At 61.0% G+C, this 24887-nt stretch carries 22 protein-coding genes; 6 read left to right on the forward strand and 16 right to left on the reverse strand.

Annotation, left to right across the window (positions count from 1 at the left end; genetic code table 11):
• Positions 1-7 precede the first annotated feature (7 nt).
• Positions 8-724 carry a FadR/GntR family transcriptional regulator gene (locus JQ845_RS21035; RefSeq protein ID WP_203009417.1) on the reverse strand — a complete coding sequence of 239 codons (717 nt, stop codon included), beginning with the start codon at positions 722-724 and terminating at the stop codon, positions 8-10.
• Between the two features lie 164 nt (positions 725-888).
• Positions 889-2625, reverse strand: a complete 1737-nt coding sequence (locus JQ845_RS21040) for an IlvD/Edd family dehydratase (protein WP_003444770.1) — start codon at positions 2623-2625, stop codon at positions 889-891.
• A gap of 190 nt (positions 2626-2815) precedes the next feature.
• Here JQ845_RS21040 and JQ845_RS21045 point away from each other — a divergent pair, with 190 nt between their 5' ends.
• From JQ845_RS21045 to JQ845_RS21060, 4 genes are all read left to right on the forward strand, one after another.
• Positions 2816-4138 carry an MFS transporter gene (locus JQ845_RS21045; RefSeq protein ID WP_203009418.1) on the forward strand — a complete coding sequence of 441 codons (1323 nt, stop codon included), beginning with the start codon at positions 2816-2818 and terminating at the stop codon, positions 4136-4138.
• 80 nt (positions 4139-4218) lie between these two features.
• On the forward strand, positions 4219-4518 hold the full coding sequence (locus tag JQ845_RS21050) for a DUF5629 family protein (RefSeq protein WP_202210565.1): 300 nt from the start codon (positions 4219-4221) through the stop codon (positions 4516-4518).
• The gene (locus JQ845_RS21055) at positions 4508-5680 is read left to right on the forward strand and encodes a lactonase family protein (RefSeq protein ID WP_203009419.1); all 1173 of its coding nucleotides are present in this window, start codon (positions 4508-4510) and stop codon (positions 5678-5680) included. The genes JQ845_RS21050 and JQ845_RS21055 overlap by 11 nt, the downstream gene beginning before the upstream one ends.
• A 141-nt stretch (positions 5681-5821) precedes the next feature.
• Entirely contained in the window at positions 5822-5995 is a 174-nt protein-coding gene (locus tag JQ845_RS21060; protein ID WP_003444762.1) for a hypothetical protein, read from the forward strand.
• A gap of 322 nt (positions 5996-6317) precedes the next feature.
• Here JQ845_RS21060 and JQ845_RS21065 read toward each other — a convergent pair whose 3' ends face one another.
• A complete protein-coding gene (locus JQ845_RS21065) occupies positions 6318-7070 on the reverse strand; it encodes an anti-sigma factor family protein (protein WP_203009420.1) in 753 nt (250 codons plus the stop codon).
• On the reverse strand, positions 7067-7573 hold the full coding sequence (locus tag JQ845_RS21070) for a sigma-70 family RNA polymerase sigma factor (protein ID WP_003444741.1): 507 nt from the start codon (positions 7571-7573) through the stop codon (positions 7067-7069). The genes JQ845_RS21065 and JQ845_RS21070 overlap by 4 nt, the downstream gene beginning before the upstream one ends.
• A gap of 184 nt (positions 7574-7757) precedes the next feature.
• Between JQ845_RS21070 and JQ845_RS21075 the strand changes: the two genes are divergently transcribed.
• Together JQ845_RS21075 and JQ845_RS21080 are read left to right on the forward strand one after the other, a co-directional pair.
• Positions 7758-8840 (forward strand): catalase family peroxidase, encoded by a 1083-nt coding sequence (locus tag JQ845_RS21075; protein ID WP_010657359.1) that lies wholly within the window; start codon positions 7758-7760, stop codon positions 8838-8840.
• Positions 8837-9376, forward strand: a complete 540-nt coding sequence (locus JQ845_RS21080) for a cytochrome b (protein WP_003444739.1) — start codon at positions 8837-8839, stop codon at positions 9374-9376. Before JQ845_RS21075 ends, JQ845_RS21080 begins: the two co-directional genes overlap by 4 nt.
• Positions 9377-9458: 82 nt before the next feature.
• Here JQ845_RS21080 and JQ845_RS21085 read toward each other — a convergent pair whose 3' ends face one another.
• The 12 genes from JQ845_RS21085 to JQ845_RS21140 all read right to left on the reverse strand — a co-directional run bounded on the left by JQ845_RS21085 (position 9459) and on the right by JQ845_RS21140 (position 24405).
• Positions 9459-10040: a glutathione S-transferase gene (locus JQ845_RS21085; RefSeq protein WP_161720209.1), complete on the reverse strand. Its 582-nt coding sequence runs from the start codon at positions 10038-10040 to the stop codon at positions 9459-9461.
• Positions 10037-13678, reverse strand: coding sequence for an AAA family ATPase (locus JQ845_RS21090; RefSeq protein WP_203009421.1), 3642 nt, complete (start codon positions 13676-13678; stop codon positions 10037-10039). The genes JQ845_RS21085 and JQ845_RS21090 overlap by 4 nt, the downstream gene beginning before the upstream one ends.
• The gene (locus JQ845_RS21095) at positions 13675-14919 is read right to left on the reverse strand and encodes an exonuclease SbcCD subunit D C-terminal domain-containing protein (protein ID WP_003444736.1); all 1245 of its coding nucleotides are present in this window, start codon (positions 14917-14919) and stop codon (positions 13675-13677) included. The genes JQ845_RS21090 and JQ845_RS21095 overlap by 4 nt, the downstream gene beginning before the upstream one ends.
• Before the next feature lie 90 nt (positions 14920-15009).
• A complete protein-coding gene (locus tag JQ845_RS21100; RefSeq protein ID WP_003444734.1) occupies positions 15010-16644 on the reverse strand; it encodes a BatD family protein in 1635 nt (544 codons plus the stop codon).
• Positions 16641-18383, reverse strand: a complete 1743-nt coding sequence (locus JQ845_RS21105) for a VWA domain-containing protein (RefSeq protein ID WP_160627390.1) — start codon at positions 18381-18383, stop codon at positions 16641-16643. Before JQ845_RS21105 ends, JQ845_RS21100 begins: the two co-directional genes overlap by 4 nt.
• Entirely contained in the window at positions 18380-19456 is a 1077-nt protein-coding gene (locus JQ845_RS21110; protein WP_203009422.1) for a vWA domain-containing protein, read from the reverse strand. Before JQ845_RS21110 ends, JQ845_RS21105 begins: the two co-directional genes overlap by 4 nt.
• Positions 19449-19943, reverse strand: coding sequence for a DUF4381 domain-containing protein (locus JQ845_RS21115; protein WP_003444728.1), 495 nt, complete (start codon positions 19941-19943; stop codon positions 19449-19451). The genes JQ845_RS21110 and JQ845_RS21115 overlap by 8 nt, the downstream gene beginning before the upstream one ends.
• A complete protein-coding gene (locus tag JQ845_RS21120) occupies positions 19940-20884 on the reverse strand; it encodes a DUF58 domain-containing protein (RefSeq protein WP_003444727.1) in 945 nt (314 codons plus the stop codon). The genes JQ845_RS21115 and JQ845_RS21120 overlap by 4 nt, the downstream gene beginning before the upstream one ends.
• Before the next feature lie 3 nt (positions 20885-20887).
• Positions 20888-21847: an AAA family ATPase gene (locus tag JQ845_RS21125; RefSeq protein WP_003444726.1), complete on the reverse strand. Its 960-nt coding sequence runs from the start codon at positions 21845-21847 to the stop codon at positions 20888-20890.
• A 187-nt stretch (positions 21848-22034) separates the two neighbouring features.
• On the reverse strand, positions 22035-23210 hold the full coding sequence (locus tag JQ845_RS21130) for an MFS transporter (protein WP_203009423.1): 1176 nt from the start codon (positions 23208-23210) through the stop codon (positions 22035-22037).
• 32 nt (positions 23211-23242) lie between these two features.
• The gene (locus tag JQ845_RS21135) at positions 23243-23992 is read right to left on the reverse strand and encodes an amidohydrolase family protein (protein ID WP_203009424.1); all 750 of its coding nucleotides are present in this window, start codon (positions 23990-23992) and stop codon (positions 23243-23245) included.
• 50 nt (positions 23993-24042) lie between these two features.
• Positions 24043-24405: a hypothetical protein gene (locus tag JQ845_RS21140; RefSeq protein WP_003444723.1), complete on the reverse strand. Its 363-nt coding sequence runs from the start codon at positions 24403-24405 to the stop codon at positions 24043-24045.
• Positions 24406-24887 lie beyond the last annotated feature (482 nt).

Genomic DNA, 24887 nt, shown 5'->3' on the forward strand with positions numbered 1-24887 from the left:
AGATGCGTCAGTGCGTCTGTCCCAACACCACATCCAGCGCGGTGCGCGCATCGTCCAGCTGCACCAGGGTGGCATGCCGGGCGCCGAGGGCGTCGTGGTTTTCTATCGCGGTCAGAATCGCCTTGTGCCGGGGCAACGCCAGTTCGTGCAGGTTAGGCCGGCGATTGGAGTGCTTCAACGCTTCACGCAAGGCCAGCGACAGCATGTTGCACAGGTTGGACAACAGGTCGTTATGGGTCGCATCGGCGATCCGGCTGTGAAAATCCAGATCAGGTTGCAGCAAGGCTTCGGGGGTTTGAGCATGCTCCATGCGCTCATAAGCCTCGCGGATCGAGGCTATCTCATCTTCGGTGGCATGCTGGGCGGCGAGGGCGGCAACAGCGGGCTCGATAATGCTGCGCACACTGGTCAGCAAGGCAAAAAACTCGTTTTGCGGTGAGCTTTGCATCAGCCAGTGCAGCACATCGGGGTCGAGCATATGCCATTCACGGCGCGGCTTGACCACGGTGCCCACCCGCGGCCTGGAATACACCAGGCCCTTGGCCACCAGCACCCGCGTGGCTTCACGCAATACCGGGCGGCTGACGGCATATTCTTCGCACAGCAAGGCTTCGGCGGGCAGCTTGTCATCGGGTTTCAATTGGCCGGAAACAATCTGCATGCCGAGTTCCTGAACGATGCGCGCGTGCATGCTTTTGCGCTCGGAGGGCTGACGATAATCCATTGGGCGCGGGTCGGTCCTGTGGCTGAAAAGCGCCGATCATAGCAGGCGCCGGTTTTACAGGTGGCACAAAACCTGATGGGCAAAGGTCGAACAAGCTGCAGGAGCGAGCTCTTCAGCTGGCTGGAGAAAAGCTCGCGAGCAAGCTCGCCCCTACAGGGCCGGGGTTAGTGGGAGTGGCGCGGCACTTCGGAGCCGCGGCAACCCACCAGGAAGTCAAAATCACAACCTTGATCGGCTTGCATCACGTGGTCGATATAGAGCTGGCGGTAACCACCGATCAGCAGTTTCTGTGGCGGTGGAATATCGGCCAGACGGGCCGCCAGTTCTGCATCCGGGATATCCAGATGCAGGCGCCCGCCGGCGCAGTCCAGTTCGATCCAGTCACCTTCCTGAACCGCCGCCAGAGGCCCTCCGGCTGCCGCTTCCGGCGCCACATGCAAGACCACGGTGCCGTAGGCGGTGCCGCTCATGCGGGCATCGGAGATGCGCACCATATCGGTCACTCCCTGGGCCAGCAGCTTGGCAGGCAAGCCCATGTTGCCGACTTCGGCCATGCCCGGATAACCCTTGGGCCCGCAGTTTTTCATCACCAGGATCGAGTCGGCAGTGACTTGCAGATCCGGATCGTTGATGCGCTGCTTGTACATGTCGAAGTTCTCGAACACCACGGCCTGACCACGATGCTTCATCAGCGCCGGGGTCGCCGCCGATGGTTTGAGCACGGCCCCCAGTGGTGCCAGATTGCCGCGCAGCACGCAGATACCGCCATCGGCCACCAGCGGGTTTTCGATGGCACGGATGACTTCGTCGTCACCATAAATCGGCGAGTTCTTGACGTTTTCCCACAGACTCTTGCCATTGACGGTCAGGGCGTCCGGGTGCGGGATCAGGTTGTTTTCCCCCAGTCGGCGCAGTACGGCAGGCAGGCCGCCGGCATAGTAGAACTCTTCCATCAAGAAGCGCCCGGAAGGCTGCAGATCAACCAGGGTCGGGGTGCCGCGGCCGATGCGGGTCCAGTCGTCCAGCTCCAGATCGACGCCGATGCGTCCGGCGATGGCTTTAAGGTGGATCACCGCGTTAGTCGAGCCGCCAATGGCGGCGTTGACCCGAATCGCATTCTCAAAGGCTTCTCTGGTCAGCACCTTGGACAGGCGCAAGTCCTCGCGAACCATTGCCACGGCGCGCATGCCGGACATGTGCGCCAGGACATAGCGCCGTGAATCCACCGCAGGGATCGCCGCGTTGTGCGGTAACGAAGTGCCCAGGGCTTCGGCCATGCAGGCCATGGTGGAGGCGGTGCCCATGGTGTTGCAGGTGCCTGCCGAGCGTGACATGCCGGCTTCAGCGGAAAGGAACTCGTCAAGGCTGATATTGCCGGCCTTATAGGACTCGTGCATTTGCCAGACGATGGTGCCGGCGCCGATATCTTTGCCCTTGTGCTTGCCATTGAGCATCGGCCCGCCGGTGACCACGATGGCCGGCACATCGCAACTGGCTGCGCCCATCAACAGGGCCGGGGTGGTTTTGTCGCAGCCGGTCAGCAGCACTACGCCATCAATCGGATTGCCGCGAATCGCTTCTTCCACGTCCATGCTGGCCAGGTTGCGGGTGAGCATGGCGGTAGGGCGCAGGTTCGACTCACCGTTGGAAAACACCGGAAACTCCACCGGAAACCCCCCGGCCTCGATCACACCGCGTTTTACGTGTTCGGCAATGGTGCGGAAGTGGGCGTTGCACGGGGTCAGCTCTGACCAGGTGTTACAGATGCCGATGATCGGCTTGCCCTGGAACTGATGGTCGGCAATGCCCTGGTTCTTCATCCAGCTGCGGTACATGAAACCGTTTTTATCTGCGCTGCCAAACCATTGGGCGGAACGCAGTGGAGGGGTTTTGTCAGACATTGCGGCCTCTCTTATTGTATGACTAATTTATTTTCTGTGGCAGAAGTTAGCGCTAAATGGCTCTGTTTGGAAGTGTTGTTGGGTAAATAGTATTACTATATAGTCCGATTCAACTGAGAGCTGATCCTGGCATTTTCCCGCCTGAGGCCACTCCAGAGGTGCCATAACAAAAACAATGGGAGACCGTCACATGAGCCAGGAATCCGGGCTTATCCGCCGCATCACGCTAAAACTCATTCCGTTTCTGATCCTGCTGTACCTGATTGCCTATGTGGACCGCTCTGCCGTGGGCTTCGCCAAGCTGCATATGGGCGCAGACATCGGCATTGGCGATGCGGCCTACGGCCTGGGTGCCGGGCTGTTCTTTATCGGTTACTTCTTGATGGAGATCCCCAGCAACCTGATGCTGGAGCGCTTTGGCGCCCGGCGCTGGTTCGCCCGGATCATGCTGACCTGGGGCGCGATCACCATCGGCATGGCCTTTGTCCAGGGGCCGCAGAGTTTCTACGTGATGCGCTTTTTGCTCGGTGTCGCCGAGGCAGGCTTCTTTCCTGGCGTGCTGTACTACATCACCCAGTGGTTCCCGGTGCGCCATCGCGGCAAGATCCTGGGCCTGTTCATCCTCTCGCAACCCATCGCCATGATGATCACCGGCCCGGTGTCCGGCGGCCTGCTGGGCATGGACGGGGTGCTGGGGCTGCATGGCTGGCAATGGTTGTTCATTGTCATCGGCATGCCGGCCATCCTGTTGACCTGGCCGGTACTGCGCTACCTGCCGGACGGCCCGCAACAGGTCAACTGGATGACCCGGGACGAGAAGAGCTGGCTGCTGGGGGAGCTGGAAAAAGACCTGCAGCAATACGGCCAGACCCGCCACGGTAATCCGCTGCATGCTTTGAAAGACAAGCGGGTGTTGCTGCTGGCGCTGTTCTATCTACCCGTCACCCTGAGCATCTACGGCCTGGGCCTGTGGCTGCCGACGCTGATCAAGCAGTTTGGTGGCAGCGATCTGACAACCGGCTTCGTGTCCTCGGTGCCCTACATCTTCGGCATCATCGGCTTGCTGATCATTCCCCGCAGCTCGGATCGCCTGAATGACCGTTACGGCCACCTGGGCGGCCTGTATGTGCTGGGGGCGATCGGTCTGTTCCTGAGTGCATGGCTGACGGTTCCGGCACTGCAACTGGGGGCTCTGTGCCTGGTGGCTTTCTCGTTGTTCTCCTGCACGGCGATTTTCTGGACCTTGCCCGGGCGCTTTTTTGCCGGTGCCAGTGCTGCCGCCGGGATAGCCCTGATCAACTCGGTGGGCAAACTGGGCGGCTATATAGGACCGTTCGTGATAGGTGCGCTCAAGGAACACACCGGCAACCTGGCGTCGGGCCTGTACTTCCTTTCGGGGGTGATGGTGTTCGGGCTGTTGCTGACGGTGGTGGTGTATCGCACCCTGGAGCGCAAACATGCACTCAAGCCCGATGAGTTTGCCGCCAGTGCCCGTCCGGCTAGCGATCATTAATCAGCCGCCAGAGCTATTCATCCATGGGTTAGTACGCAGGTTTGACCTATCATTACGCCTTTCCAACAGGTGATAGATTAATGAGCGATTCAAACCAGACCTTGCGTGCAGCCCTTGAAACCAGTGACATGCTGGAAATTGACGGGCTGCATGCCTGGGATTTTTCTCTGGACGATGTGCAGTTGCTCATCAAGTGCATGGATGGTCGTGCCGAAAAGCGTTGGAGCTTCACCCTCGCACAGCTGGATGCAGCCGTGTTTGACCAAGCATTGAAAAGCTGGACCCTGACCGGCGACTCGGGTGAGCACCGCCTGGTTTGCCTCAGCGCATTTAGCGCGAGCAATGACGACGATGACACTGAGGTGGTTGATGAAGTTTAAATGGTTACCCTTGTTGATGGCTTCAAGCATTGGCGCCATGTCGGCGCAGGCGGCCTTCGGGTCTGAGGTCGAGCTGCTGGTAGGGTCCTATACCCAGGGCAAGAGCCAGGGGATTTACCGTTTACAGTTCGACAGTCAGAGCGGGCGGCTCACCCCCGAGCCGCTGCAAGTGTTCAAGGCCGCCAACCCTTCGTGGCTGACTTTATCTCGCGATCAAAGCCGCCTGTTTGTGGTCAATGAAAACGGGCAGGGCCAGGCCGATGTGGTGGGGCGTGTCAGCAGTTTGTCGATCGATCCGAAAACCAATGAGCTGAACCTGATCAACCAGGTCAAGACCCTGGGCGAAGAGCCGACCCATTCCAGCCTTAGCGGCGACGAGCGCTACCTGTTTGTTGCCAACTACGGTGTGCACGCCGATCCGGGCGGCAGCCTGGCGGTGGTGCCGATAAACGCCCGGGGCGAGTTGCAGCCTGTGACCCAGATGAGCAGCCATCCGGCCAGCCGGGTAAACCCCGAGCGCCAGATGTCGGCACACGTGCATTCGGTGGTGTCTTCACCGGACGGCAAGTTTGTATTCGCCAGTGACCTGGGGGCCGACAAGGTTTTTGTCTACAAGTACGATCCGGCGGCCAACCCCGAGCATCCTTTGGTGGCTGCCGATCCGGCCTATGTCGAGTTGCCGGCGGGTAGCGGTCCGCGTCACTTGTTGTTCTCCAAGGACGGCAAGCACGCGTACCTGACCACTGAAATGAGTGCCCAGGTGTTTGTGTTCGACTATGTCGACGGTCAGCTCAAGCAGCGCCAGGCACTTGAACTGGCCCACGGCCAGCCAGCGCAAAATCGTGCCGCAGGTGCGGTGCATGCGTCGCCGGATGGCAAGTTTCTTTACGTGAGCAACCGCGGCAAGGCCAATGAAATTCTGGTATTTGCAATCAATCCGGCGAACGGTGAGCTGAGCGAGATTCAACGCCGTTCGGTTGAGGGAGACCATCCCCGGGAGTTTGCCCTGAGCCCCAACGGCAAGTTCCTGTTGATCGCCAATCAGATGAGCAATGCCATCGTGGTGCTGGAGCGCGACCCGCAGACCGGCAAGCTGGGTAAAACCCTGCAAACCCTGGCCATGGATGCGCCTTCAGATCTGAAATTCATCAAACGCCCGTAATCAGGGGCTTGCAGGCCTCTATTAATCCTGCTGATAGAGGCTAGTGCTGCAATGAATTTCTGCGGGATGACCCTTGGCGTTAAGTTGGTTCCACGGCCTGAAAAGGCAAGCAAGCCAACTGAATCGTCGAGGGTTACCGCCATGAATTTCAATCTTTTCTCCGTGATTGCTGCTTCCGCCATCTCTGCCACCGTGGCCCTGCCTGCCAGTGCCAGCGTGCTCATCAGCGACAAAAAATCCCCCAGCTATACCCAGAAATACCTGCAGCAAAGCGCTAACTTCTACGCCGCCCTGGACCATAAAACCCAATCCTGAAAAGACCTGCCCCCCCTGTTGGAGCGAGCTTGCCTCGCGAGCTTTTCAGCTTTGCCGGGAAGAGCTCGCGAGGCAAGCTCGCACCTACAGGGGCTCAATAAATAGTGAGCTTTTATTCGCGGCTACAGGTTGTGGCCTGTCTCGAGCAACTCTGCGGTTGGGCCGTCTGCCGGGCCGACCATGGCGTAGTTGTAGCCTGAAATGATCTGCCCCCCTTGTAGGAGCGAGCTTGCCTCGCGAGCTCTTCAGCTTTGTCGGGAAGAGCTCGCGAGGCAAGCTCGCTCCTGCAGGGGCTCAATAAATATTGAGCTTTTATTCGCGGCTACAGGTTGTGTCCTGTCTCGAGCAATTCTGTGGTTGGGCCGTCTGCCGGGCCGACCATGGCGTAGTTGTAGCCGGGCCCGGACCAGTAGTCCGCCTGCAAATCGCCATCGCGCCGGCTGCCCCGTGGTAACAGGTTGTTTTGCGGGCCGGGCGGGCGGATGTAGAAGCTGATGTGCTGGCCCTGGCCATTCTCGTACAACACCATCGCCGCACCGCCCTGATCGGTGGTCAGCAATCGCCCGCTGACCGGCCGAAAGCCCGCACCGCTCAGGTCCGGCAAGCGTTCGGCCTGATTGAAATAACCATCTATCCAGCCCTGCATGTCATTGCTTTGCTGCACCTTGTAGTCGGCCGGCAGAAAGCCCTGCAGCGCAAACATGCGATGGGCTGCCAGTGCATCGGTCATGGGCAAGCCAGCGGAGCCCTGAGTGATTTGTCGGGCTTGCCAGCCGCCGACGCCGCCGATGCTCACGGCGATTAACAGCACTGCCGCTGTTGCCCACTGGCGACGTGACTGGCGGTGCAATCGCTGGCGTATGGCTACGGGGTCGAGTGCCGGATTTTCCGGCTGCTGCAGGCTTTGCTGCAACGTAGTACGCAACACCTGAGCGTCCCGCTGCCAGGCTTGCACCCGGGCAGCGACTTCAGGGTTGGCCTGCAGATACTGCTCAACCTGGTGGCGTTCAGCCTCGCTGAGCGCGTAATCGACATAAGCGTGCAGGTCACGCTCACTGGGTGGGGTGGTGATCATTTCAGTCTCCGCAGGGCAGGGCGGGTGATTTCGCCTTCGCTGAGTTGGCGCAAGGCCTGGCGTGCGCGTGACAGACGCGACATCACGGTGCCAATTGGCACCTCCAGAATGTCGGCCACTTGCTGGTAACTCATGCCCTCCACCGATACCCACAGCAGTAAGGCCCGTTGCTCGGTGCCCAGGCGTTCGAATGCCTGCAACGTCGACTGCGCGATGACTGTGCGTTCGGTTGAGGGCTGAGTGTCATCGCGCCCGGTAAAAAATTCGAGCATGCGGGCATAGCGCCGCGAGCGCCGATGGTTGTCGACAAACTGGCGATACAAAATAGTGAATAGCCAGGCCCGCAAATCGCCTTCGGGACGTTTGCTCGCCACGCTGGCCAGTGCCCGTTCCAGGCAGGTTTGCACCAGATCGTCGGCATTGCTGGAGTGGCGTGTCAGCGACAGGGCAAATCGCCTGAGGCGCGGGATCAGTTCGCGCAGTTGCTCGTCAAAGGGTGACATGGGGACCTGCAAGGCGTTGGTCTGTTAGTCGGGGTCATCAGCATGCAGACGACCAGGATTGATGGTTATTCCCGAGGGGCAAAAATAAATGCCTGAAAAACTTTCCTCTACCGCGGGAATAAGCCGGTCCGGCCTTCGTCTCATAGGCAATCCACCTGACGGCCCCGTGGCCCTGGAGTTTTTTATGGTAGATCAATTGCCGCCTGTGCGGCCTGCCAAGCCACCGTTGAGCCCGACCAGTGTGATGCTGCGTCTGGCCGGGATCGGTGTTGTTGTGGTGGTCATGGCCGGGGCGTTTTATTACGTCAACGGTACGCTGGATTCCCAGCGCCTGCGCCCTAAAACCCTGGTCAATGCGCTGGAGCACAACAACGGTGTGTATCCGGGGTACCGACGCAACCATGCCAAGGGTATCTGTGTGGTGGGGTATTTCCAGAGCAACGGCAATGCCCAGGGTTTGTCCCGGGCCCAGGTTTTCGAGGACGGGCGCACCCCGGTGGTGGGGCGCTTTGCCTTGCCCAGCGGCAATCCGTACGCGCCCGACAGCAGTGTGCCGATACGCAGCCTGGCGCTGCGCTTCACCGAGGCCAACGGCCAGCAATGGCGCACTGGCATGAACAGCATGCCGGTGTTTGCAGTGGGCACCCCCGAGGCGTTCTACCAGATGCTGCAAGCCGGCGCGCCGGATCCGGCAACCGGTAAACCCCGGCCCGGGGCCATGCCCGGGTTTTTTGCGGCGCACCCTGAATCAGCCCCGTTCCTGCAGTGGGTCAAAACCGCGAAGCCATCAGCCAGCTTCGCCACCGAAAGCTATAACGGGATCAATGCGTTTTATCTGGTCAATGCTGCCGGGCAACGTCAGGCCGTGCGCTGGGGCGTAGTACCTGAAGGCCAGGATGCCCCGGGCGCCACGGCGCCCGATGATGCTGACTATCTGGAACAGGACCTGACCCGGCGCCTGGCCGCAGGGCCGCTGAAATGGCAGCTCAACCTGACCCTGGCCGAGGCCGGTGACCCGGTCAATGACGCCAGCAAGGCCTGGCCTGCCGGGCGCAAGGTGATCAACGCCGGCACCCTGGTGTTGCAACAGGCCGAGCAACAGAACTCGGGAGAATGTCGCGATATCAACTATGACCCGCTGATTCTGCCAAGGGGCATTGAACCTTCGGATGACCCGTTGCTGGCGGCACGTTCGGCGGCCTATGCCAGTTCGTATCTGCGGCGCACCAGTGAAGTCGATCAGCTTTCCCAGGAGAAACGGCCATGAGCGCTCCAGTCTCACATTTCGCCCCGGTGGCGCGTTTTCTGCACTGGTTGATGGCGGTGATGGTTATCGCCATGTTGTTTATTGGTGCGGGCATGGCGGCATCGGTGTCCGAGCGCCATGAATGGCTGTTGAATCTGCACAAGCCTCTGGGCATTGCGATACTGCTGCTGGTAGTCGTACGCCTGTTTGTGCGCTTTTCAACCCGCCAGCCAGGGTTGCCGGCGGATCTGCCGGCGGTCCAGGTATTGGCGGCCAGGATGTCTCACCTGTTGCTGTACGGGTTGATGTTCTGCTTGCCGATTGTGGGCTGGGCGATGATTTCGGCAGCGGGTGATCCGGTAATGCTCAGCAGTTCCTTGCAGCTGCCCGGGATAGTGCCGGCCAGTCCCGGCACCTTTGCCTTTTTGCGCAAGGCCCATACCTACTTGGCGTATTTGCTGTTTTTTACCGTATTGCTGCATTTGGCGGCGGCGTTGTTCCATGGCTGGATTCGCCGGGACGGGGTGCTGCAAAGCATGGTGCGCGGTAAGGACTGACGTTGCCCTTGAAGCCCCTGTAGGAGCGAGCTTGCCTCGCGAGCTTTTGATCCAGGAAAAGCTCGCTCCTGCAGGTTTGGGTTCAGGACCTGGCCATGATTGAGGTGAATAACTCGCTTGCCAGAAACCGCTCCAGCCACGCTCTCAGGCGCGGGTAGGGGGCTTGCTCGAACCAGTCCCGATCGACGTGGGCAAACTGCCGCACAAATGGCGCAAGGGCCACATCAGCCAGGCTCAATCGCGGCCCGGCGAGATACGGCGTCTGTTCAAGCAAATCTTCCAGGCGCTGTAAAAAGGCTTCCCCCTGGCCCCGGTAATGCTCCATCGGGTACTCGGGGTATCGGTTGGCGTATTTGTAACGATCCAGACTGGCCTTGAAGCGGCTGTCGTTTTCTTCAATCAGCTCCCCCCAGGCCCCTTGTAGCCAATGCTCCGGATCATGCTGCTCAAGTGCCCAGTGCATGATGTCCAGGCTTTGTTCGATGACCCTGCCATCGGCACACACCAGTACCGGTACTGTGCCTTTTGGCGAGGCTGCCAGCATTTCGGCAGGTTTGGCCTTGAGGCTGACTTCCACAATCGACACCGGTACGCCGCTGTAGTGCAAGGCCATGCGCGCCCGCATGGCATAGGGGCAGCGACGGAAGGAATAGAGCAGGGTCATTTGACCTCCACGGTGCTCAGGCCGTTGCCTTGACGGCGCACTTGAATTTGCACGGGGATGCGCTCGTGCATTTCCTGGACATGGGAAATCACTCCGACTTTGCGGCCCTGGGCCTGCAGCCCATCGAGGGCATCCATTGCCAGTTGCAGCGACTCGGGATCGAGACTGCCGAAGCCTTCGTCGATAAACAGTGATTCGATTTTCAGCGTGCTGGACGCCATTGACGCCAGACCCAGGGCCAGAGCCAGTGACACCAGGAAGGTCTCACCGCCGGACAACGAGTGGACTGAACGCAGTTCGTCGCCCATTTCGGTATCCATTACCAGCAGGCCGAGCATGCTGCCGCCGCGTTTGAGGCGATAGCGGCGCACCAGTTGGCGCAGCTGTGCATTGGCGTGGTGCACCAGCAAATCGAGGTTGTAGGCCTGAGCGATTTTGCGGAAGGTGTCGCCGGTGGCGGAACCGATCAGGGCATTGAGCCGTGCCCAGCGCTGCCATTCGTCATAGGCCTGGCTGATGCGTTGCGCCAGTGCCTGGTTGGCCTCCTGGCGGCGCTGGTCTTCGGCTTGCCGGGCACGTAACTCCGCAGATTGCTGTTCGCTGGTGTTGATCAGGCCGTGCAGCTCATTCAGGGCGCTGTCCAGTGCCTGGGCGTCAAGGTTGCCGTTGGCCTGGGCCTGATGCTGATTCAGACGTTGGTCGCGCTCCTGCAACAGAACGCGGGCTTGCTCTACGGCCTTCTCGCTGTTTTGCAGTTGCAGGCGCAACTGACGCAATTGCGCTTCGTCAATGCTCAGCAACTGTTGCAAACGGCTGTCATCCAGTTCGCTGTGCTGCGCACGCCATTGCGCAACCTGAGCACTGAGGGTGCTGTGTTCCTGTTGCAGTGCGTGCTGGTGTTGCTGTTGCGCCTTGAGCTCGGCGGTCAGTTGCAGCAACTGGTTGGCGCAGGTCTGCACGGCCTGCTCTGCTTCGGTCTGGGCCACACGGGCCTGTTCCACTGCCTGTTCCAGGCTGTGTTGCCATAGTTGCGCACTGCTGTAATCGCCCAGTAGCTCATGGAGGGCCTGCTGGCCCGACTGCTGTTGCGCGGTCAGTTCGAGCACGCTGCGTTGCAGGGTTTCGAGCTCTTTAGTGATATTGGCTTGCTGATACTGCGCCCGCTCGATTTGGCTCGCCCGTTGCGCCTGCTCCGATTGTTCATCGCGCAGTTGATCGAGTTGCGCCAGTCGATCGGCCACTTGCTGGTCAAGCGCCATAAAACAGGCTGACGGATTATCGCGCAGCGCTGCGAGAGTCGCCTCGGGCAACAGGCCGGCGAATTCCGCCAGCTCATCGCCAAGGCGCTGCTTGTCGGCTTGCAGGTGCAGGCGTTGCTCGGCCAGCTGTTGCGCGGCCAACTGGCTGGCCTCGGTACTGCGCTGCACTTGCTGCTGTAATTGTGCGGCTTCTTTTTGCAGGGCCAGCAGGGTGTTCTGGCGCTGTTGATCCTGGTTGATGCTGTGTTGCAACTGGCCCAGGCGCTGGGTCAGCCACTGCTCACGCCTGGCCGGATCTTGTGCCAGCCATTGCGGATACAGCGGATGCGCCTCAAGGCCGGGAGCCAGGGCCTGTTGTTCGTCGAGGATGTGCTGATGTTGCTGGAGGAACTCGCGGTGCTGGGCGTTCACCCCGCCGACTTTCTCGCGCAACTGAATCAAGGTTTCTTTAAGGCCGTCGACCACCTTGCGGGCGCTGGCCTCTTCTTCCTCGTCAAAGCGTGAAAGGCTCTGCAACAGTACTTCTGGCTGGTGATAGGGGTGCTCATGACTGCCGCAGACCGGACACGGCTGGTCATCCTGCAGCCGGGCGCGCAGTTCTTCGACGCTGGCGCTGCGAGCCAGTCGCTGGCGTTCCAGTAGCTGTTGGGTGACCAGCAGGGCCTGCTCGGCCGACTCGAATTGTTTCTTGGTCGCGGTGCCTTGTTCGATCAGCTGTTCGCGTTCGGTCTGCAGGGTCTGCAGCTTGAGTTGTAACCCCTGCAAGCGGGCCTCCAGTGCAAGCTGGCTGCTGCACAGGCGCTGCAAGTCTTCGAACGCGCGTTGTTGCTGATGGTTGTCGGAGAGCAGGCTGCCCAGGGTCTGGATTTGCTCATTGACGGCCTGCGGCTCGGCTTCGGCCTCCTGGAACAGTATTTCCAGAGTGTTGCGCAATTCGTTGAGTTGTTGCGCCGCCAGCTGCGCCCGTTGTTCAAGGGCGGGCAGTTCTTTATTGCCGGTGCCGAGGTTGTTGCTCAGGCGAACCAGTTGCTGCAGGCGCGGGCGATAGGCGTCCCAGGCATTGGCCAATGGCGTCAGTTCAGCGCTTTGCTCCAGTTGCCGGGTGATGTGCTCAATGCGCCCGGCACCTTGTTGCTGGTGCTCGATCATCCGGGCCAGCCCTTGCTGGCCCTCGTCACAGGCTTGTTGCGCTTGCTGCATGAGGACTTGCTGGGCGTCGAGGGCTTGCGTCAGGCGACTGAGGTTGGCCTGGGCCAAATGTGCCTGCTGCACCCGGGGTGCGCACTCGCGTTGTCGGGCCTGAGCCTGGGTGGCCTCCAGTTGCGCTGTTTGTAGCGCTTGTTGCAGTTGCCCCTGGCGCTGGCTGAGTGCGGTTTGTTGCTGCAGGTGAGCAGCAATGTGTGCGGCCAGCGGGCTGAGCTGTGCCTCAAGCTCGGCCAGTCGGGCAAATTGATGGCGTTGCGGTGCCAATTGCTCCAGCAGGTTGAGGGTCTGGCGCTGGTCGGCCTGGCTCTGCCACAGGGTTTGCGCCTGTTGCAGTTGCTCGGCGGCACTCTGTTGTTGCTCTTGCAGCTCGCGCAGGGTTTTAAGCCAGCTGTGCTGTTGCTCCAGCTGCTTGAGCTGGCTCTGCCGGTTTTTCAGCTGTTGCCGGGCTTCGTCGTACTGCTGGTCCAGTTCGACGCGGGCTTCAGGGGTCAAGGGGGTCACACCAACGGCCTGGTCCAGCAACTGCTTGTGGTTGTCCCGGGCTTCTTTGGCCTTGTCGAAGGCCCGTTTACCCAGGCGGGTGTAGAGCGCGGTGTCGGTGAGTTTTTCCAGCAGTTCGCTGCGCTCGTTGTCATCGGCTTTGAGAAAGGCGCTGAACTCGCTCTGGGCCAGCATCACGGCGCGGGTGAACTGCTCGAAGTTGAGCCCCAGACGCGCTTCGAGCTGCACTTTGTAATCGCCTTTCTGGCTGGCCAGCAGTTGGTCGCTGTCGAGGTCGCGCAGGCTTTGGCGGCTGGCCTGCAGTTTGCCGGCGGCTTTCTCCCGGGCGCGGTTGGCTTCCCAGCGGGCCCGGTAACGGCGGCCGTCGATGCCGACAAAGTCGACTTCGGCATAGCCTTCACCGGTGCCGCGACGCAGCAGGGTACGAGGGTCGCCGGTGGCCACTTCGCCATCGGCATCCGGCACCTTGGCATCGCGCCCGGTGTTGCTCAGGCGCGGAACGGCACCAAACAGTGCCAGGCACAATGCGTCGAGCAAGGTACTTTTGCCGGCCCCGGTGGGGCCGGTTATGGCAAACAGTCCGGCACTGGCCAGGGGCTCGGCGGTGAAGTCCAGCTCAAAGGGGCCGGCCAGCGAGGCGAGGTTCTTCAGGCGAATGGCCAGGATTTTCATGGTTGTTCACCTTCCAGCTGTACTTCTTGCAGCAACAGCGCGAAGTCGTTGAGGGTTTGCTCGTCGGCTTCACTGCCGTAATTTTCCTGCCAGGCGCGGCTGAACAGTTCCCGGGGAGTCAGTTGATCGAGTTCGATCAGGCCATTGGCGTCATCCTCGTCGGCGCGCCGACCACTGCCGGCGTACTCGGCAGCGATGCGCACCAGGCGAACCGATTTTCCCTGCAGCGCGGTTTCAATTTGCTGGCGCAGATCGGGTTGCGGCTCGTCAAGTTTGACCCGTACTTCGAGCCAGGGCTGACGCTGGGGATCGGCCAGCAAGTCGATGTCCGGCAGTTCGGCCAGTTGCTCAAGGACTTGCGCCAAGGGGGCCGGGCCAATGCGCTGCAGGTTGACGGCCCGCGGGATCAGGCGCGGTTCGACACTGACCAGGGTTTCGCCATCCAGTTGCACATCGAGGATTTGATGTTGGTAGCCGATTTCCGAGAATGACAACGGAATTGGAGATCCGCAGTAGCGAATGCGTTCTTCACCATTCACTCGCTGGGGTTTATGCAAATGCCCCAGGGCGACATAGCTGATGCTGGGGCCGAACAGGCTGGCGGGCAGGGCTTCGGCGTTGCCGATGATCAGGCTGCGCTCGGAGTCTTGCGAGACCGAACCGCCGGCCATGTGCGCATGGCTGATGGCGATCAGGGCCTGGCCTGGCTTGCGCCGGGCGTTGGCGGCGGCGATCAGCCATTCATGGACCTGGCCGATGCCGCGCAGGTAGTCATCCCCCAGATGGGCGCCGGTGACTTCGGCGGGCCGCAGAAACGGCAGCGCCAGGCACCAGCCGGCAATTTCGCCAGAGGCATCGGGGAGCGGGATCAGCAGGCGTTCTGCGTCCAGCCGCCCGTCGTCGAGCCACAGCACCCGGCCCAGGGCATGGGCCCGCAGGCGGCGCATCAAGGGCGCCGGCAGCTCAATCCGGGATCCGGAGTCGTGGTTGCCGGCAATCATCACGATGGTCAGGCCGGGCTGTTGCTCATGGGCGCTGACGATAAAGTCGTAGAGCCGTTCCTGGGCTTTGACCGGCGGGTTGACGGTGTCGAAGATGTCACCGGCAATCAGCAGCACGTCCGGTTGCTGGTCGGCCAGTTGGCTCAATAGCCAGCTCAGAAAGCAAGCGTGTTCGAAGTCGCGTTCCTGGCCATGGAGGTTTTGCCCCAGGTGCCAGTCGGAAGTGTGAAACAGGCGCATGACAGAGTCCGTAAAAAATGGGCTTCGTCCAGCGCAGGCTGGACGCAAAACCGGCCCCGGTACACACACGGGCGCGGGGCCGGCTGGAAATTATTTGGGGTAGAGCGGTGGCAGGCTGCTCGGCTCGCTGCCCGCATCGTGCTCACGTTCGGCGGCAGGAATGCTGCGAATGGCCTTCCACAGTTCTTCACCCTGCCAGTGCTGACCGGTTTCGCTGTAGAGCGCGCCATTGAGACCATCCAGGGCATCGGACAGCAGTACAAACCGCGCGGCCATTTCGGCCAGGGTTTCCGGCTGTTGCCGGGCCCAGGCATCGAGTGCCTGGCGGGTGGCCTGCGGGTCGTTGGCAAGGCAGGCGCGCTTGAGATCATCGAGCAGGGTGCGGGGGCTGGGACCGGTTTGCGCGGCCCGTAAAATGGCCGGCTGCCAGCGCGCGCGCCACCACAGGCCGAAACCTGCGAGGGTGGTGCAGGCGAGGATAAAGGTGCTCAGTTGCCAGAGCCACAATGTGGAGTCGTCATTCATTGCCGCAGGCAGGGTGCTGACCGGTGTATCCAGCGCCAGATTCGGGTTGGCCGCGACCTGTAAGGTCCGTGCAGGCAGGTAACTACGTTCCAGGCTGTCTTCATGGGTGTTCCACCAGACCACCTCGACGGCAGGCAATTCAACCTGGCCGACCCGGGAGGGGACCAGAGCCTCGCGTTCTTCACGGCTGCCCACCAGGCCGTTTTCGGTGATCTGATTGCTCAGTTGCGGCAGGTCCGGGTAGCGGCGCAATCCGTTTACATCGGTGGCGGGCAGGGGCGGCAGCTGGGCGCTGGACAGACCTTCAGCCTTGAGGGTGAGGGTACGGGTCAATGATTCGCCCACCTGGCAGTGATCCGGCTCGGGGTTCCACGACTCACTGACGCTAAGGCTGCGTGCTGGCAGCCAGGGCGAGTTGGCCGGATAGTCCGCAGGTTTGGGTTTGACCGTCAGCGGGATGTCGGCTGTGCTCACATGCACCATTTTTCCAGGCTTGGGGCCCAGCGGGGCAGGGGCGGCGGCTTGCTGGCTGTCAACCTGGGTAGCGCTGAACGTCTGGGCCGGGATGATCAGCTCGCCGCTTTTCTGCGGGTAAATGCCGTAGCGCAGTTCAATCACGCCGTGGCGTACCCCATTGATCAATTTCTCGTAGGTCCGCGACTCGCCCAGTTGTTCGACAATGGCGTCTGTCAGGTGCAAGGGGGTCAGGCTGCTGTCGTCGTACAGGGCAACCGAGTGGTAGATGCGCAGGGTCAGTATTGCCTGGGCCTGAACGTAGACGCTTGGCTGGTCGAGGACGGCTTCGATAAATACCGGCGCCAGCTCGTTGTCGCTGCGGATGCTTTGAGTGACCGTCAGGCTGATGGGCAGGCTGTGGTAGGCACCGACCTGCAGCGGCGGAATAATCACGGTGCCGGTGCTTTTGGGCTGCAAGGTGATGATCCAGCGGGTGTTGGCCTTGTTGTCTTCGCTGAGGTCGGTCAGTTGGTTGACCTGGCGCGTACCCCGGACATCGAACAGGGCCTGGAGCGGTGTCAGATCCGGTTTGCCGAACAGGGTGGCGTCGTTTGATTGAAGGGTCAGCTCGACGGTTTCGCCGGAGTTGAGTTGATTGCGATCAACACTGGCAACCAGCCCGAGCGCATGGGCCGGCACGGTCCAGCAGCAGAGCAGGAGAAGCAAGGCGCAAATGCGGTTCATTGGGGCGAGTCCTGATGTTGCTGCTGTTCGTACCAAAATTTCCGTCGCAACAATTCGCTGGGGTTGTCGGGAATCTGTCTGAGCCATTGTTCCAGTGCCTGGCGATGCTCCTCGTCCAGGTGGTCTGACGTCGGCGCCGGGGGGCGGGTGGTCGTATCGTCGGTGGATTCGCTGCCGGGCTCTGGATTGCTGGCTGGCGGAGGCGGTTCCGGGGAATCGTTGTTGTTTGCCGCAGCATCCGGCTCGGTGGCCGAACTGTTTTCCTGCTGCTGCGCGCTGTCACCCGAGGCGCTGCTGTTACGGGTGCTGATGGCAGGCGCCGGTTCCGGTTCTGAGTCAGTCTCGGGTTTGTTGTCGGCCGGCGGGGTGGCCTCGGCGTTTTTTTGTTCGAGCACTTTTTCGATCAGGGCTTTGTTCTGTGCCGCTACCTGCAAGTCCGGTTGCAACTCCAGAGCTTGTTCATAGGCGTCGATGGCCGCTTCCAGTTGACCGCCCTTGGCCAGCGCATTGCCGCGATTATAGTGGGCGCTGGCGGTGTTGGACTCGGCAAAGCGCTGAGCCGCAGCGGCGTAATCGCCCGCTTGATACAGGGCAACGCCTTGCCATTGCGCGTCCTCGAAGTGCTCGACGGCTTGCAACGGTTTCTTCTGCTCCAGTAAACGCTGACCTTGCTGGTCGGGGCGCAGCCACAGGTCGGTGAAGCTCATGGCGTAACCGGGCTGGGGCAGCATCAATAACAACGGCAGGCACAGCAGCCAGCCGCGGCGGCCTGCGCAGGCTGCCAACAGCAACAGTGGCAGCAGCAACCAGTAGCCCTGGTCGGCCCAGGTGTCCAGTTGCAGGGTCTGGCCGTTATTGCGTAACTGCCGGGGCCCGTCGAGCAGGCCCAGGCCGCGCAAGTCGTTGTCGTCCAGGCGCGCCTGGCGGTAGCGGCCGTCAACTTCGAGGGCGAAGGCCCGCAGGGCCGCGCTGTCGAGGCGGGGCATGAGGATGGCGCCCTGGTCGTCCTTGAGAAACTGGCCGTTTTCATCAACCACCGGCGCACCCTCACGACTGCCGATGCCGAGCATCAGTAACTGCGGGGTATGGCCCTTCAAGACCTGGCTGATGCCCTCGCGCTCCTGTTCGCTGAGCGATGAGGTGATAAGCAGCAAGCGGCCCTGGCCCAGGGCCCCCTGATCCAGCAGCTTGAGGGCTTTGGCCACCGCCAGATCGGCGCGATGGCCCGGCTGCGGCATGATGGAGGGCTTGAGCGCTTCGAGCAGGTTGCGGCTGGTGGACAGGTCATCGGACAGCGGCACCAGGGTATGGGCGCTGCCGGCGTAGACAATGACGGCCGTTTGCGCATCGCTGCGGCTTTGCAACAGGTCGTAGAGTTTGCGTCGCGCCTGCTCCAGCCGGTTTGGATTTTTGTCCGTGGCCAGCATCTCCGGAGTGAGCTGCAACATCACCACCAACGGGTCGGCAGGCTTTTGGGTGGATTGCTCAACCCGCTCCCAGCTTGGGCCCAGCAGTGCCAGCAGGGCTAGCAGCCAGGCCAGTCCCAGGGCGATCCAGGGCAGTTTGCTGTTACGCCCGCTGCCGCCACTGAGCAGTACGCGATGGAAGGCCACCGGCAGAATCATCTGCCAGCGCCCCGCACGTTTTTGTCGGTGCCAGAGTTTCCACAGCAACCAGCACAGCAGCGGCAAGAGCAACAGCCATTCGGGACGGAACCAGTGGGGCCAGAGCGTGCTCATCGGCGCCTCCGCAGACGCAGACGTTTGAGCTGCGAACGCCAGTGGGGATGTTGTTGCAGAAAATGTTCCTTGCTCAGCCAGCGTTGCAGTGGATTGTTTGGCCACAGTTCCCGTATCACCAGCAACACGCTCAGCAGCAGGGCACTGGCCAATGGCCAGCTGTAAAGTGCCTGTACCGGACGGGCCTGGGTCGGCTGCTGGGCGACGGGCTCCAGTCGGTCGAGGGTGTCTTTGATGGCGGCCAGCTCCTGACCATCGCGGGCCCGGAAGTACTGACCGCCGGTGACTTTGGCAATTTCCTGCAGAGCCGGTTCGTCCAGGTCCACCCCGGGATTGATGCTGAACATGCCCTTGGCACTGCTTTGGGCAGGGTCGGCGCCGATGCCGATCGGATAAATTCTGACCCCTTCCTCGGCGGCAAGGCGGGCGGCAGTCAGCGGGTCGATCTGCCCGCCGTTGTTGGCCCCGTCGGTCACCAGAATCAACACTCGACTCTGTGCCGGGCGCTGGCGCAAGCGCTTGAGGGCCAGGCCAATGGCGTCGCCGATGGCGGTGTTTTTACCGGCAATGCCGATTCGCGCTTCATCCAGCCAGGTGTGGACGGTGTGGCGGTCGAAGGTCAAAGGCGCTTGCAGATAGGCCTGACTGCCGAACAGGATCAGGCCTACGCGGTCGCCTTCGCGGTTTTCCAGGAAGTCCCCGAGCAGGCTTTTGACCAGATCGAGACGACTGATGTCTTCGTTGTGCCATTGCATGTCCGGGAAGTCCATGGAGCCGGAAACATCCACCGCCACCAGCAAATCCCGGCCGCTGGCGGCAATGGGCAGTGGCTCACCCAGCCACTGTGGGCGCGCGGCAGCGGTCAGCAGCAGCAGCCATAAGAGCAAAAACGGAATTTGCTGGCGCAATGAAGGCATTGTTGCGCGGGCTTTGCGCCGGGCCAGCTCTTCCAGGTCAGACAGAAAACTGACTTTGAGTGCGGCCTCGCCGCTGTCGGCGGCCGGCAGCACCAGGCGCATCAGCCAGGGCAGCGGCAACAGGGCGAACAGCCAGGGCCAGGCGAACTCAAACATGTTTGCGAATCCAGGTTTCAACCGCTTGATTGAGGCCGGCAATCGCCTTGTCATCAAGCTTGCATTCGGGCTTGTAGGCCCCTTCAACCAGCACCATCCAGCGCGTCAGACCGGCCGCCGGACAGCGGTTGTCGAGGAATGCCAGCCATTTGCGGCCATTGAGCGTGTGGCTCTGGCTGTAGGGGTAGTGGTTGCGGCACAGGCGTTTGAGCAGGCCGTTGAGTTGTTGCAGCCAGGCTCCGGCCGGTGCGCCGTCGTAGGGTTTGGGGAAACCTGCAAGCTCTTCAAGCGCCGCCAGCCGCACCGGGTCCAGAGGTTGCTCGGCCCTGCGCGGCTGGCGCTTGACCGGCAGATATCGGCGTAGCCACCACAGGCCCCAGGCCAGGGCCGCAAGGAGGATCAGCAGCAGCCACCAGCCGGGCGCAGGCGGCCAGAAGCCGATCACGGGCGGCTGGATCAGGGGCTGCAGCTGTTCCAGGTCTTTCATAATGGTTTGCCGGGGCGTTTGGCGTTCAGGTATTCACGCAATTGCTCGATCATTTCACTTTGTGTGCTCAACGGCATCAGCATCACGCTCAATTTTTGTGCCAGCAACGCCCAGCGCGCAATACGTGCTTCGCCCTGGGCGCGATAGGCCTGACGCAAGTCGTAGTTGAGGGTGTCCAGCTCCAGCTGTGCTCCGCGTTCGGCAAAGCGCAGCAGGCCGGCAGCGGGCAGGGCGTGGTCCAGCGGGTCGGACAGCGGCAGCAGCATCAAGTCGCAATGGCGGGCCAACAGGCTCAGTTGCTGCTCGGCGGCGTCGGTGAGTGCGCGCTCATCGCAAATCACAATCACCAGGCTGCCGGGGCGCAGCACTTCCCGCGCCCGGATCAGCGCCATGCCCAGGGCATCGCGGTCGGACTGCACTTCGGTGTGCAGCGACTGGTTGACCCGTACCAGACGGTTAAGCAGTTGCAGCAGGCTCTGCTTGCTGCGCCGGGGTTTGATTTCGTAATGTTCGTGGTCGCCGAATACCAGTCCGCCCACCCGGTCGTTGTGCCCCAGTGCCGCCCAGCCGATCAGACTGGCAGCCTGGGCTGCAAGCACCGACTTGAACATCAGGCCCGAGCCAAAGAACAGCCGCCGGCTTTGTTCGGCGAGAATGAAGATCGGCCGTTCGCGCTCTTCATGGAACATTTTGGTGTGCGGCTCCTGGGTGCGAGCCGTGACGCGCCAGTCGATGGTGCGCACATCGTCACCGGCCTGATAGACCCGTACCTGATCGAAATCCACGCCGCGGCCGCGCAATTTTGAATGGTGCAGGCCCGCCATCGGGCTGCGCTGGCCAGGGGAGGCGAACAGTTGTACTTCGCGCACCCGGTGCCGCATCTCGATCAGTTCGGCAAGGGTGACGCGAATGCCGGGCTCGGCGGGCAGGGGGTTGTTCATGGGTCAGGCGACGGCAACGACGTCAAGGATGCGCTGCACCACACGGTCCTGGTCGATACCGGCGGCTTCAGCTTCGAACGACAAAATGATCCGGTGACGCAGAACGTCAAACAGCACGGCCTGAATGTCTTCGGGGCTGACGAAGTCGCGTCCGGCCAGCCAGGCATGCGCCCGGGCACAGCGGTCCAGGGCAATCGAGCCGCGGGGGCTTGCGCCATAGGCGATCCAGTCGGCCATTTCCGGGTCGAACTTGCCCGGAGTACGGGTGGCCATGACCAGTTGCACCAGGTATTCCTCTACTGCATCGGCCATGTACAGGCCGAGGATTTCCTTGCGTGCAGCAAAAATGGCTTGCTGGCTGACCCGGCGCTCGGGTTTGGTTTCACCGTTGAGCGCTTCGCCGCGGGCCTGCTGCAGGATGCGCCGTTCGACAGCCGCATCGGGGAAGCCGATTTTGACGTGCATCAGGAAGCGGTCGAGCTGGGCTTCGGGCAACGGATAGGTGCCTTCCTGCTCGATCGGGTTTTGCGTGGCCATCACCAGGAACAGCGGCGACAGTTCGTAGGTGCTGCGCCCGACACTGACCTGGCGCTCGGCCATGGCTTCGAGCAATGCCGACTGAACCTTGGCCGGCGCGCGATTGATTTCATCCGCCAGCACCAGATTGTGGAAAATCGGCCCTTGCTGGAAGACGAAACTGCCGGTCTCCGGACGATAGATTTCAGTCCCGGTGATGTCGGCGGGGAGCAGGTCGGGGGTGAACTGAATTCGATGGAACTGCGCTTCAATCCCTTCCGCCAATTCTTTGATGGCCTTGGTTTTTGCAAGGCCGGGCGCACCCTCGACCAGCATGTGGCCGTCAGCCAGCAGCGCGATCAGCAGGCGGTCGATGAGTTTTTCCTGACCGAGAATCTGCGTTGAGAGAAAGGTTCGCAGCGCAAGCAGCGCTTCACGATGTTCCATCGTTGACTGTTCCTGAAAAGGACACCGACGGCGCAAGAGTTACGCCGGGGCTGGGGCCGTTACTTTAATCCATTGGAGGGGTCGCGGACTAATCGCAGGGGGAGCTTTTTAAGGAAAAATCCGATATTTAAGGAAAAATCCGAAATCCAGGGAGTTGTTGAGAACAGTGCTCATCTGTGCCTCGCCATTACCGGCGTCTGGCCAGTGTCACCAGGGTGACGCCGATCAAGGCGGTCAAACCGGTCAGCCACAGGATGACCGTCTGGGTGCCCAAGGGACCTGCCAGCAGGGCAATCAGTAGTCCGGCCAAGGGTTGGGACAGGTTGTTGAGCAAACTGACCACACCCACGGTTTTGCCAAAATCCTGTGGCGGGATGACTTTCTGGCGAACACTGCGAAAGTAGATGTTGAACATCTTGTCGAAGCCGGTAATCAGCAAGAAGCCCAGGGTGTAGGCCCAGATATTCGGGCTCAGGGCGGTGATCAGCGCGCCACATGCGATCATGGAGTAGGACAGGCTGCCCAGCACTTTCAAAGACAGGGTCGAGCGCGCCAGGTAAAACAGAATGGCAATGGTCGTCAGCGCGCCTGCGGCCTGCAAGCCGGCATAGGTCTGCTTGCCGGCCGCATATTGGCCGATGACCATGGCCGCGGAGGTGGCCAGGGTGACACCGATCAGCAAATTGACGCCGACTGCCAGGACGATGATTTTTTGCAACTCTGCCAATTGGCGGATATGCCTGAAGGCGATGCGCAATGGCTGTAGCCAGAGGTCTTGGTGTTGCTCGAAGGTTGGCAGGTTGACCCTGGTATTGCGTTGCCAGAACAGCATCGCCAGATCGGCCAGAACAAAGAGTCCGGCTACGGCCATGACCACCCAGTGCCAGGCCCAGATTTCGAGCAGCAATGCAGCTACCAGCGGCCCCAGAACCAATCCGCTCTGATCGGCGATCTGCGAGTAGGACAGGGTTTTGCCGTAGGTGTAGTGCTTGAAGATGTGCGGCATCAGCACCTCCCGGGCCATGACGCCCTGGGTGGTCAGTACCCCGCACAGTGCTGACAGGATGACCACCCAGTGAATCCCGTCGAACAGTGCGTAAAGCCCTACGGCGATGACGCAGGCAACCGCGCGATAGACCTGGCTGATGTGCAGGATGCGTACCGGGGGGTATTTGTCACAGAGTGCCCCGCAGACCGGGAACGCCAGATAGCGCGGCAAAGACTCGACAAAAAATGCCAGTCCGGCCCACGACACGCTATTGGTGGTCTGGAACACAATCAGCGGCACGATAAATAACAGGATCTGGTCGGCAAGCCGCGACACAAACAGCGAAATGAAAAAAGCCAGGTAATCCTTACGCATGCCGTTCTCGTGTCAGTGGCTAAACACCCTGTTTAGCTCAAGCGATAAAACTCCCGGGCGTTGTGCCACAGGGCCCGCGCGGCGCCGTCCTCACCCAGGGCATCGCTCAACAAGACGATGTCGCTGTCTGCAAAGGGGCGGGGCGCGCGGGTCGACGGCAAGTCGCTGCCAAACATCAGTGCATGGGGGTTGGCGCTGTGAATCTGTCGCAGTACGCCGGGCAGCGCGAAATCTACCCGGCCAAAACCACAGGCTTTGACCCGAACCCCGTATCCGGCCAGGCGCAGCAGGCTGGGCAAGCCTTCATGGCTCAGCCCCAGGTGATCGATGCTCAGGGCTGGCAAGCGCAGCAGCCGGGTTTCAATGGCTGGCAGTTCCCGCGAGTCGATATACAACTCCGAATGCCAGCCCACGCAGTCATGCACCCTTTTGGCCAGGGATTCGAGCTGGTCCAGTTGCTCGGAACCGCCGCGCTTGAGATTGAAGCGCAAGGCGCGAACACCATGCCGGTCCAGGGTTTGCAACTGGGTATCGGTGACGCTGGCGGGCAGTTGCGTTACCCCCACGAAGCCCGGGCCCAGGCGGTTCAGTGCAGCGATCAGGTAAGTCTGATCGAAACCCTGAAAAGATCCCGAGACCACGGCCCCGCCGACGATGCCCAGGGGGCGGGTACGTTCCTGGTAATCATCGACACTGAAAAACTCGGGCATATAGCCGTTGTTCGGGATCAGCGGATAGGCGCTGTCGATGATATGGCAGTGAGCATCGAAGATCGGGCGCATGGCGGCATTACCTGCGTTTCAGGGGTAAGCAGTTGTTGTGGTCAGGTGGTTCAGCCCAGTTCGCTGACGTAGGTGCCGGTGCCTTTGAGGATGTTGTGCAGAGTTTGTTCGATTTCGGCCAGCTCGCTTGGGTCTGCGCTGTGAAGGATCTCGATATGATCGTCGCCATTGAGGGCGTCAGCGTCAGACGGACTGATTTCAATCAGCAGGCGGGTAGGGCTCAGGGTGGCTTTTACCCCTTCCAGAACCGAAGGTCCGTCAACGTCGCCGAAGGTGATTTCCAGTTCGTCTTCGTCCGGATAGCGGGTCATCAGGAACATTTCGCCCTGTTCGCTGTGGCAACACAGCATGGCCATGTTGTCTTCTTCGTCGTCGCACGGGTTGGCCATGAGGAGCGGGGTGGTGATTTGCATGGGGGGAATCCTGGCGCTGCGGGCGCATGTATCGGCTGAATAAAAGTTGATTTTGCCAGCCTGCACAGATTTATGCTGGCCTGATTGAAAATGTGTCGAAGAGTCCGGATTGCGTCGTACGAGTCATTTTTGTGACTGGCAAAGGATTTACAGGTGCTTTTCGGAATGTTTTTCCCATTGGAATGCTAGGGTTGTTCATTATCAGGCCGCAAGGTTGCGTCCCAATGACCGAATATGTCGCCGCATCGCAAGCAGGCCGGGCGGCTCAATCGTTAAGCTTCGCGGGTGATAGCTATCTTTAAAAACACAGCCTGTTCAACCGGCAGTCGTTTTTGCAGATACCCATCCTGGAACGTGAATGTGACCCCTGGGTCGCGGCCAGCTTCACCACCCTGTCATGCTGTGCTTTCAAGGTAAACTGCCAAGATATGCCCTTGCACAGTATTGGCAGCTCCCCACGCGGGAACAGCACGCGACGCTTC

Source organism: Pseudomonas paraversuta (assembly GCF_904063065.1).
GTDB lineage: Bacteria > Pseudomonadota > Gammaproteobacteria > Pseudomonadales > Pseudomonadaceae > Aquipseudomonas > Aquipseudomonas paraversuta.

What these genes read in the sequence shown, in the direction of transcription:
- JQ845_RS21090 (WP_203009421.1), bottom strand. Translation starts at nt 13,678, where the DNA reads ATGAAAATCCTGGCCATTCGCCTGAAGAACCTCGCCTCGCTGGCCGGC.
- JQ845_RS21035 (WP_203009417.1), bottom strand. Translation starts at nt 724, where the DNA reads ATGGATTATCGTCAGCCCTCCGAGCGCAAAAGCATGCACGCGCGCATC.
- JQ845_RS21100 (WP_003444734.1), bottom strand. Translation starts at nt 16,644, where the DNA reads ATGAACCGCATTTGCGCCTTGCTTCTCCTGCTCTGCTGCTGGACCGTG.
- JQ845_RS21045 (WP_203009418.1), top strand. Translation starts at nt 2,816, where the DNA reads ATGAGCCAGGAATCCGGGCTTATCCGCCGCATCACGCTAAAACTCATT.
- JQ845_RS21120 (WP_003444727.1), bottom strand. Translation starts at nt 20,884, where the DNA reads ATGAACAACCCCCTGCCCGCCGAGCCCGGCATTCGCGTCACCCTTGCC.
- JQ845_RS21085 (WP_161720209.1), bottom strand. Translation starts at nt 10,040, where the DNA reads ATGACCCTGCTCTATTCCTTCCGTCGCTGCCCCTATGCCATGCGGGCG.
- JQ845_RS21110 (WP_203009422.1), bottom strand. Translation starts at nt 19,456, where the DNA reads ATGTTTGAGTTCGCCTGGCCCTGGCTGTTCGCCCTGTTGCCGCTGCCC.
- JQ845_RS21060 (WP_003444762.1), top strand. Translation starts at nt 5,822, where the DNA reads ATGAATTTCAATCTTTTCTCCGTGATTGCTGCTTCCGCCATCTCTGCC.
- JQ845_RS21070 (WP_003444741.1), bottom strand. Translation starts at nt 7,573, where the DNA reads ATGTCACCCTTTGACGAGCAACTGCGCGAACTGATCCCGCGCCTCAGG.
- JQ845_RS21130 (WP_203009423.1), bottom strand. Translation starts at nt 23,210, where the DNA reads ATGCGTAAGGATTACCTGGCTTTTTTCATTTCGCTGTTTGTGTCGCGG.
- JQ845_RS21105 (WP_160627390.1), bottom strand. Translation starts at nt 18,383, where the DNA reads ATGAGCACGCTCTGGCCCCACTGGTTCCGTCCCGAATGGCTGTTGCTC.
- JQ845_RS21125 (WP_003444726.1), bottom strand. Translation starts at nt 21,847, where the DNA reads ATGGAACATCGTGAAGCGCTGCTTGCGCTGCGAACCTTTCTCTCAACG.
- JQ845_RS21115 (WP_003444728.1), bottom strand. Translation starts at nt 19,943, where the DNA reads ATGAAAGACCTGGAACAGCTGCAGCCCCTGATCCAGCCGCCCGTGATC.
- JQ845_RS21040 (WP_003444770.1), bottom strand. Translation starts at nt 2,625, where the DNA reads ATGTCTGACAAAACCCCTCCACTGCGTTCCGCCCAATGGTTTGGCAGC.
- JQ845_RS21140 (WP_003444723.1), bottom strand. Translation starts at nt 24,405, where the DNA reads ATGCAAATCACCACCCCGCTCCTCATGGCCAACCCGTGCGACGACGAA.
- JQ845_RS21050 (WP_202210565.1), top strand. Translation starts at nt 4,219, where the DNA reads ATGAGCGATTCAAACCAGACCTTGCGTGCAGCCCTTGAAACCAGTGAC.
- JQ845_RS21075 (WP_010657359.1), top strand. Translation starts at nt 7,758, where the DNA reads ATGGTAGATCAATTGCCGCCTGTGCGGCCTGCCAAGCCACCGTTGAGC.
- JQ845_RS21065 (WP_203009420.1), bottom strand. Translation starts at nt 7,070, where the DNA reads ATGATCACCACCCCACCCAGTGAGCGTGACCTGCACGCTTATGTCGAT.
- JQ845_RS21135 (WP_203009424.1), bottom strand. Translation starts at nt 23,992, where the DNA reads ATGCGCCCGATCTTCGATGCTCACTGCCATATCATCGACAGCGCCTAT.
- JQ845_RS21080 (WP_003444739.1), top strand. Translation starts at nt 8,837, where the DNA reads ATGAGCGCTCCAGTCTCACATTTCGCCCCGGTGGCGCGTTTTCTGCAC.
- JQ845_RS21055 (WP_203009419.1), top strand. Translation starts at nt 4,508, where the DNA reads ATGAAGTTTAAATGGTTACCCTTGTTGATGGCTTCAAGCATTGGCGCC.
- JQ845_RS21095 (WP_003444736.1), bottom strand. Translation starts at nt 14,919, where the DNA reads ATGCGCCTGTTTCACACTTCCGACTGGCACCTGGGGCAAAACCTCCAT.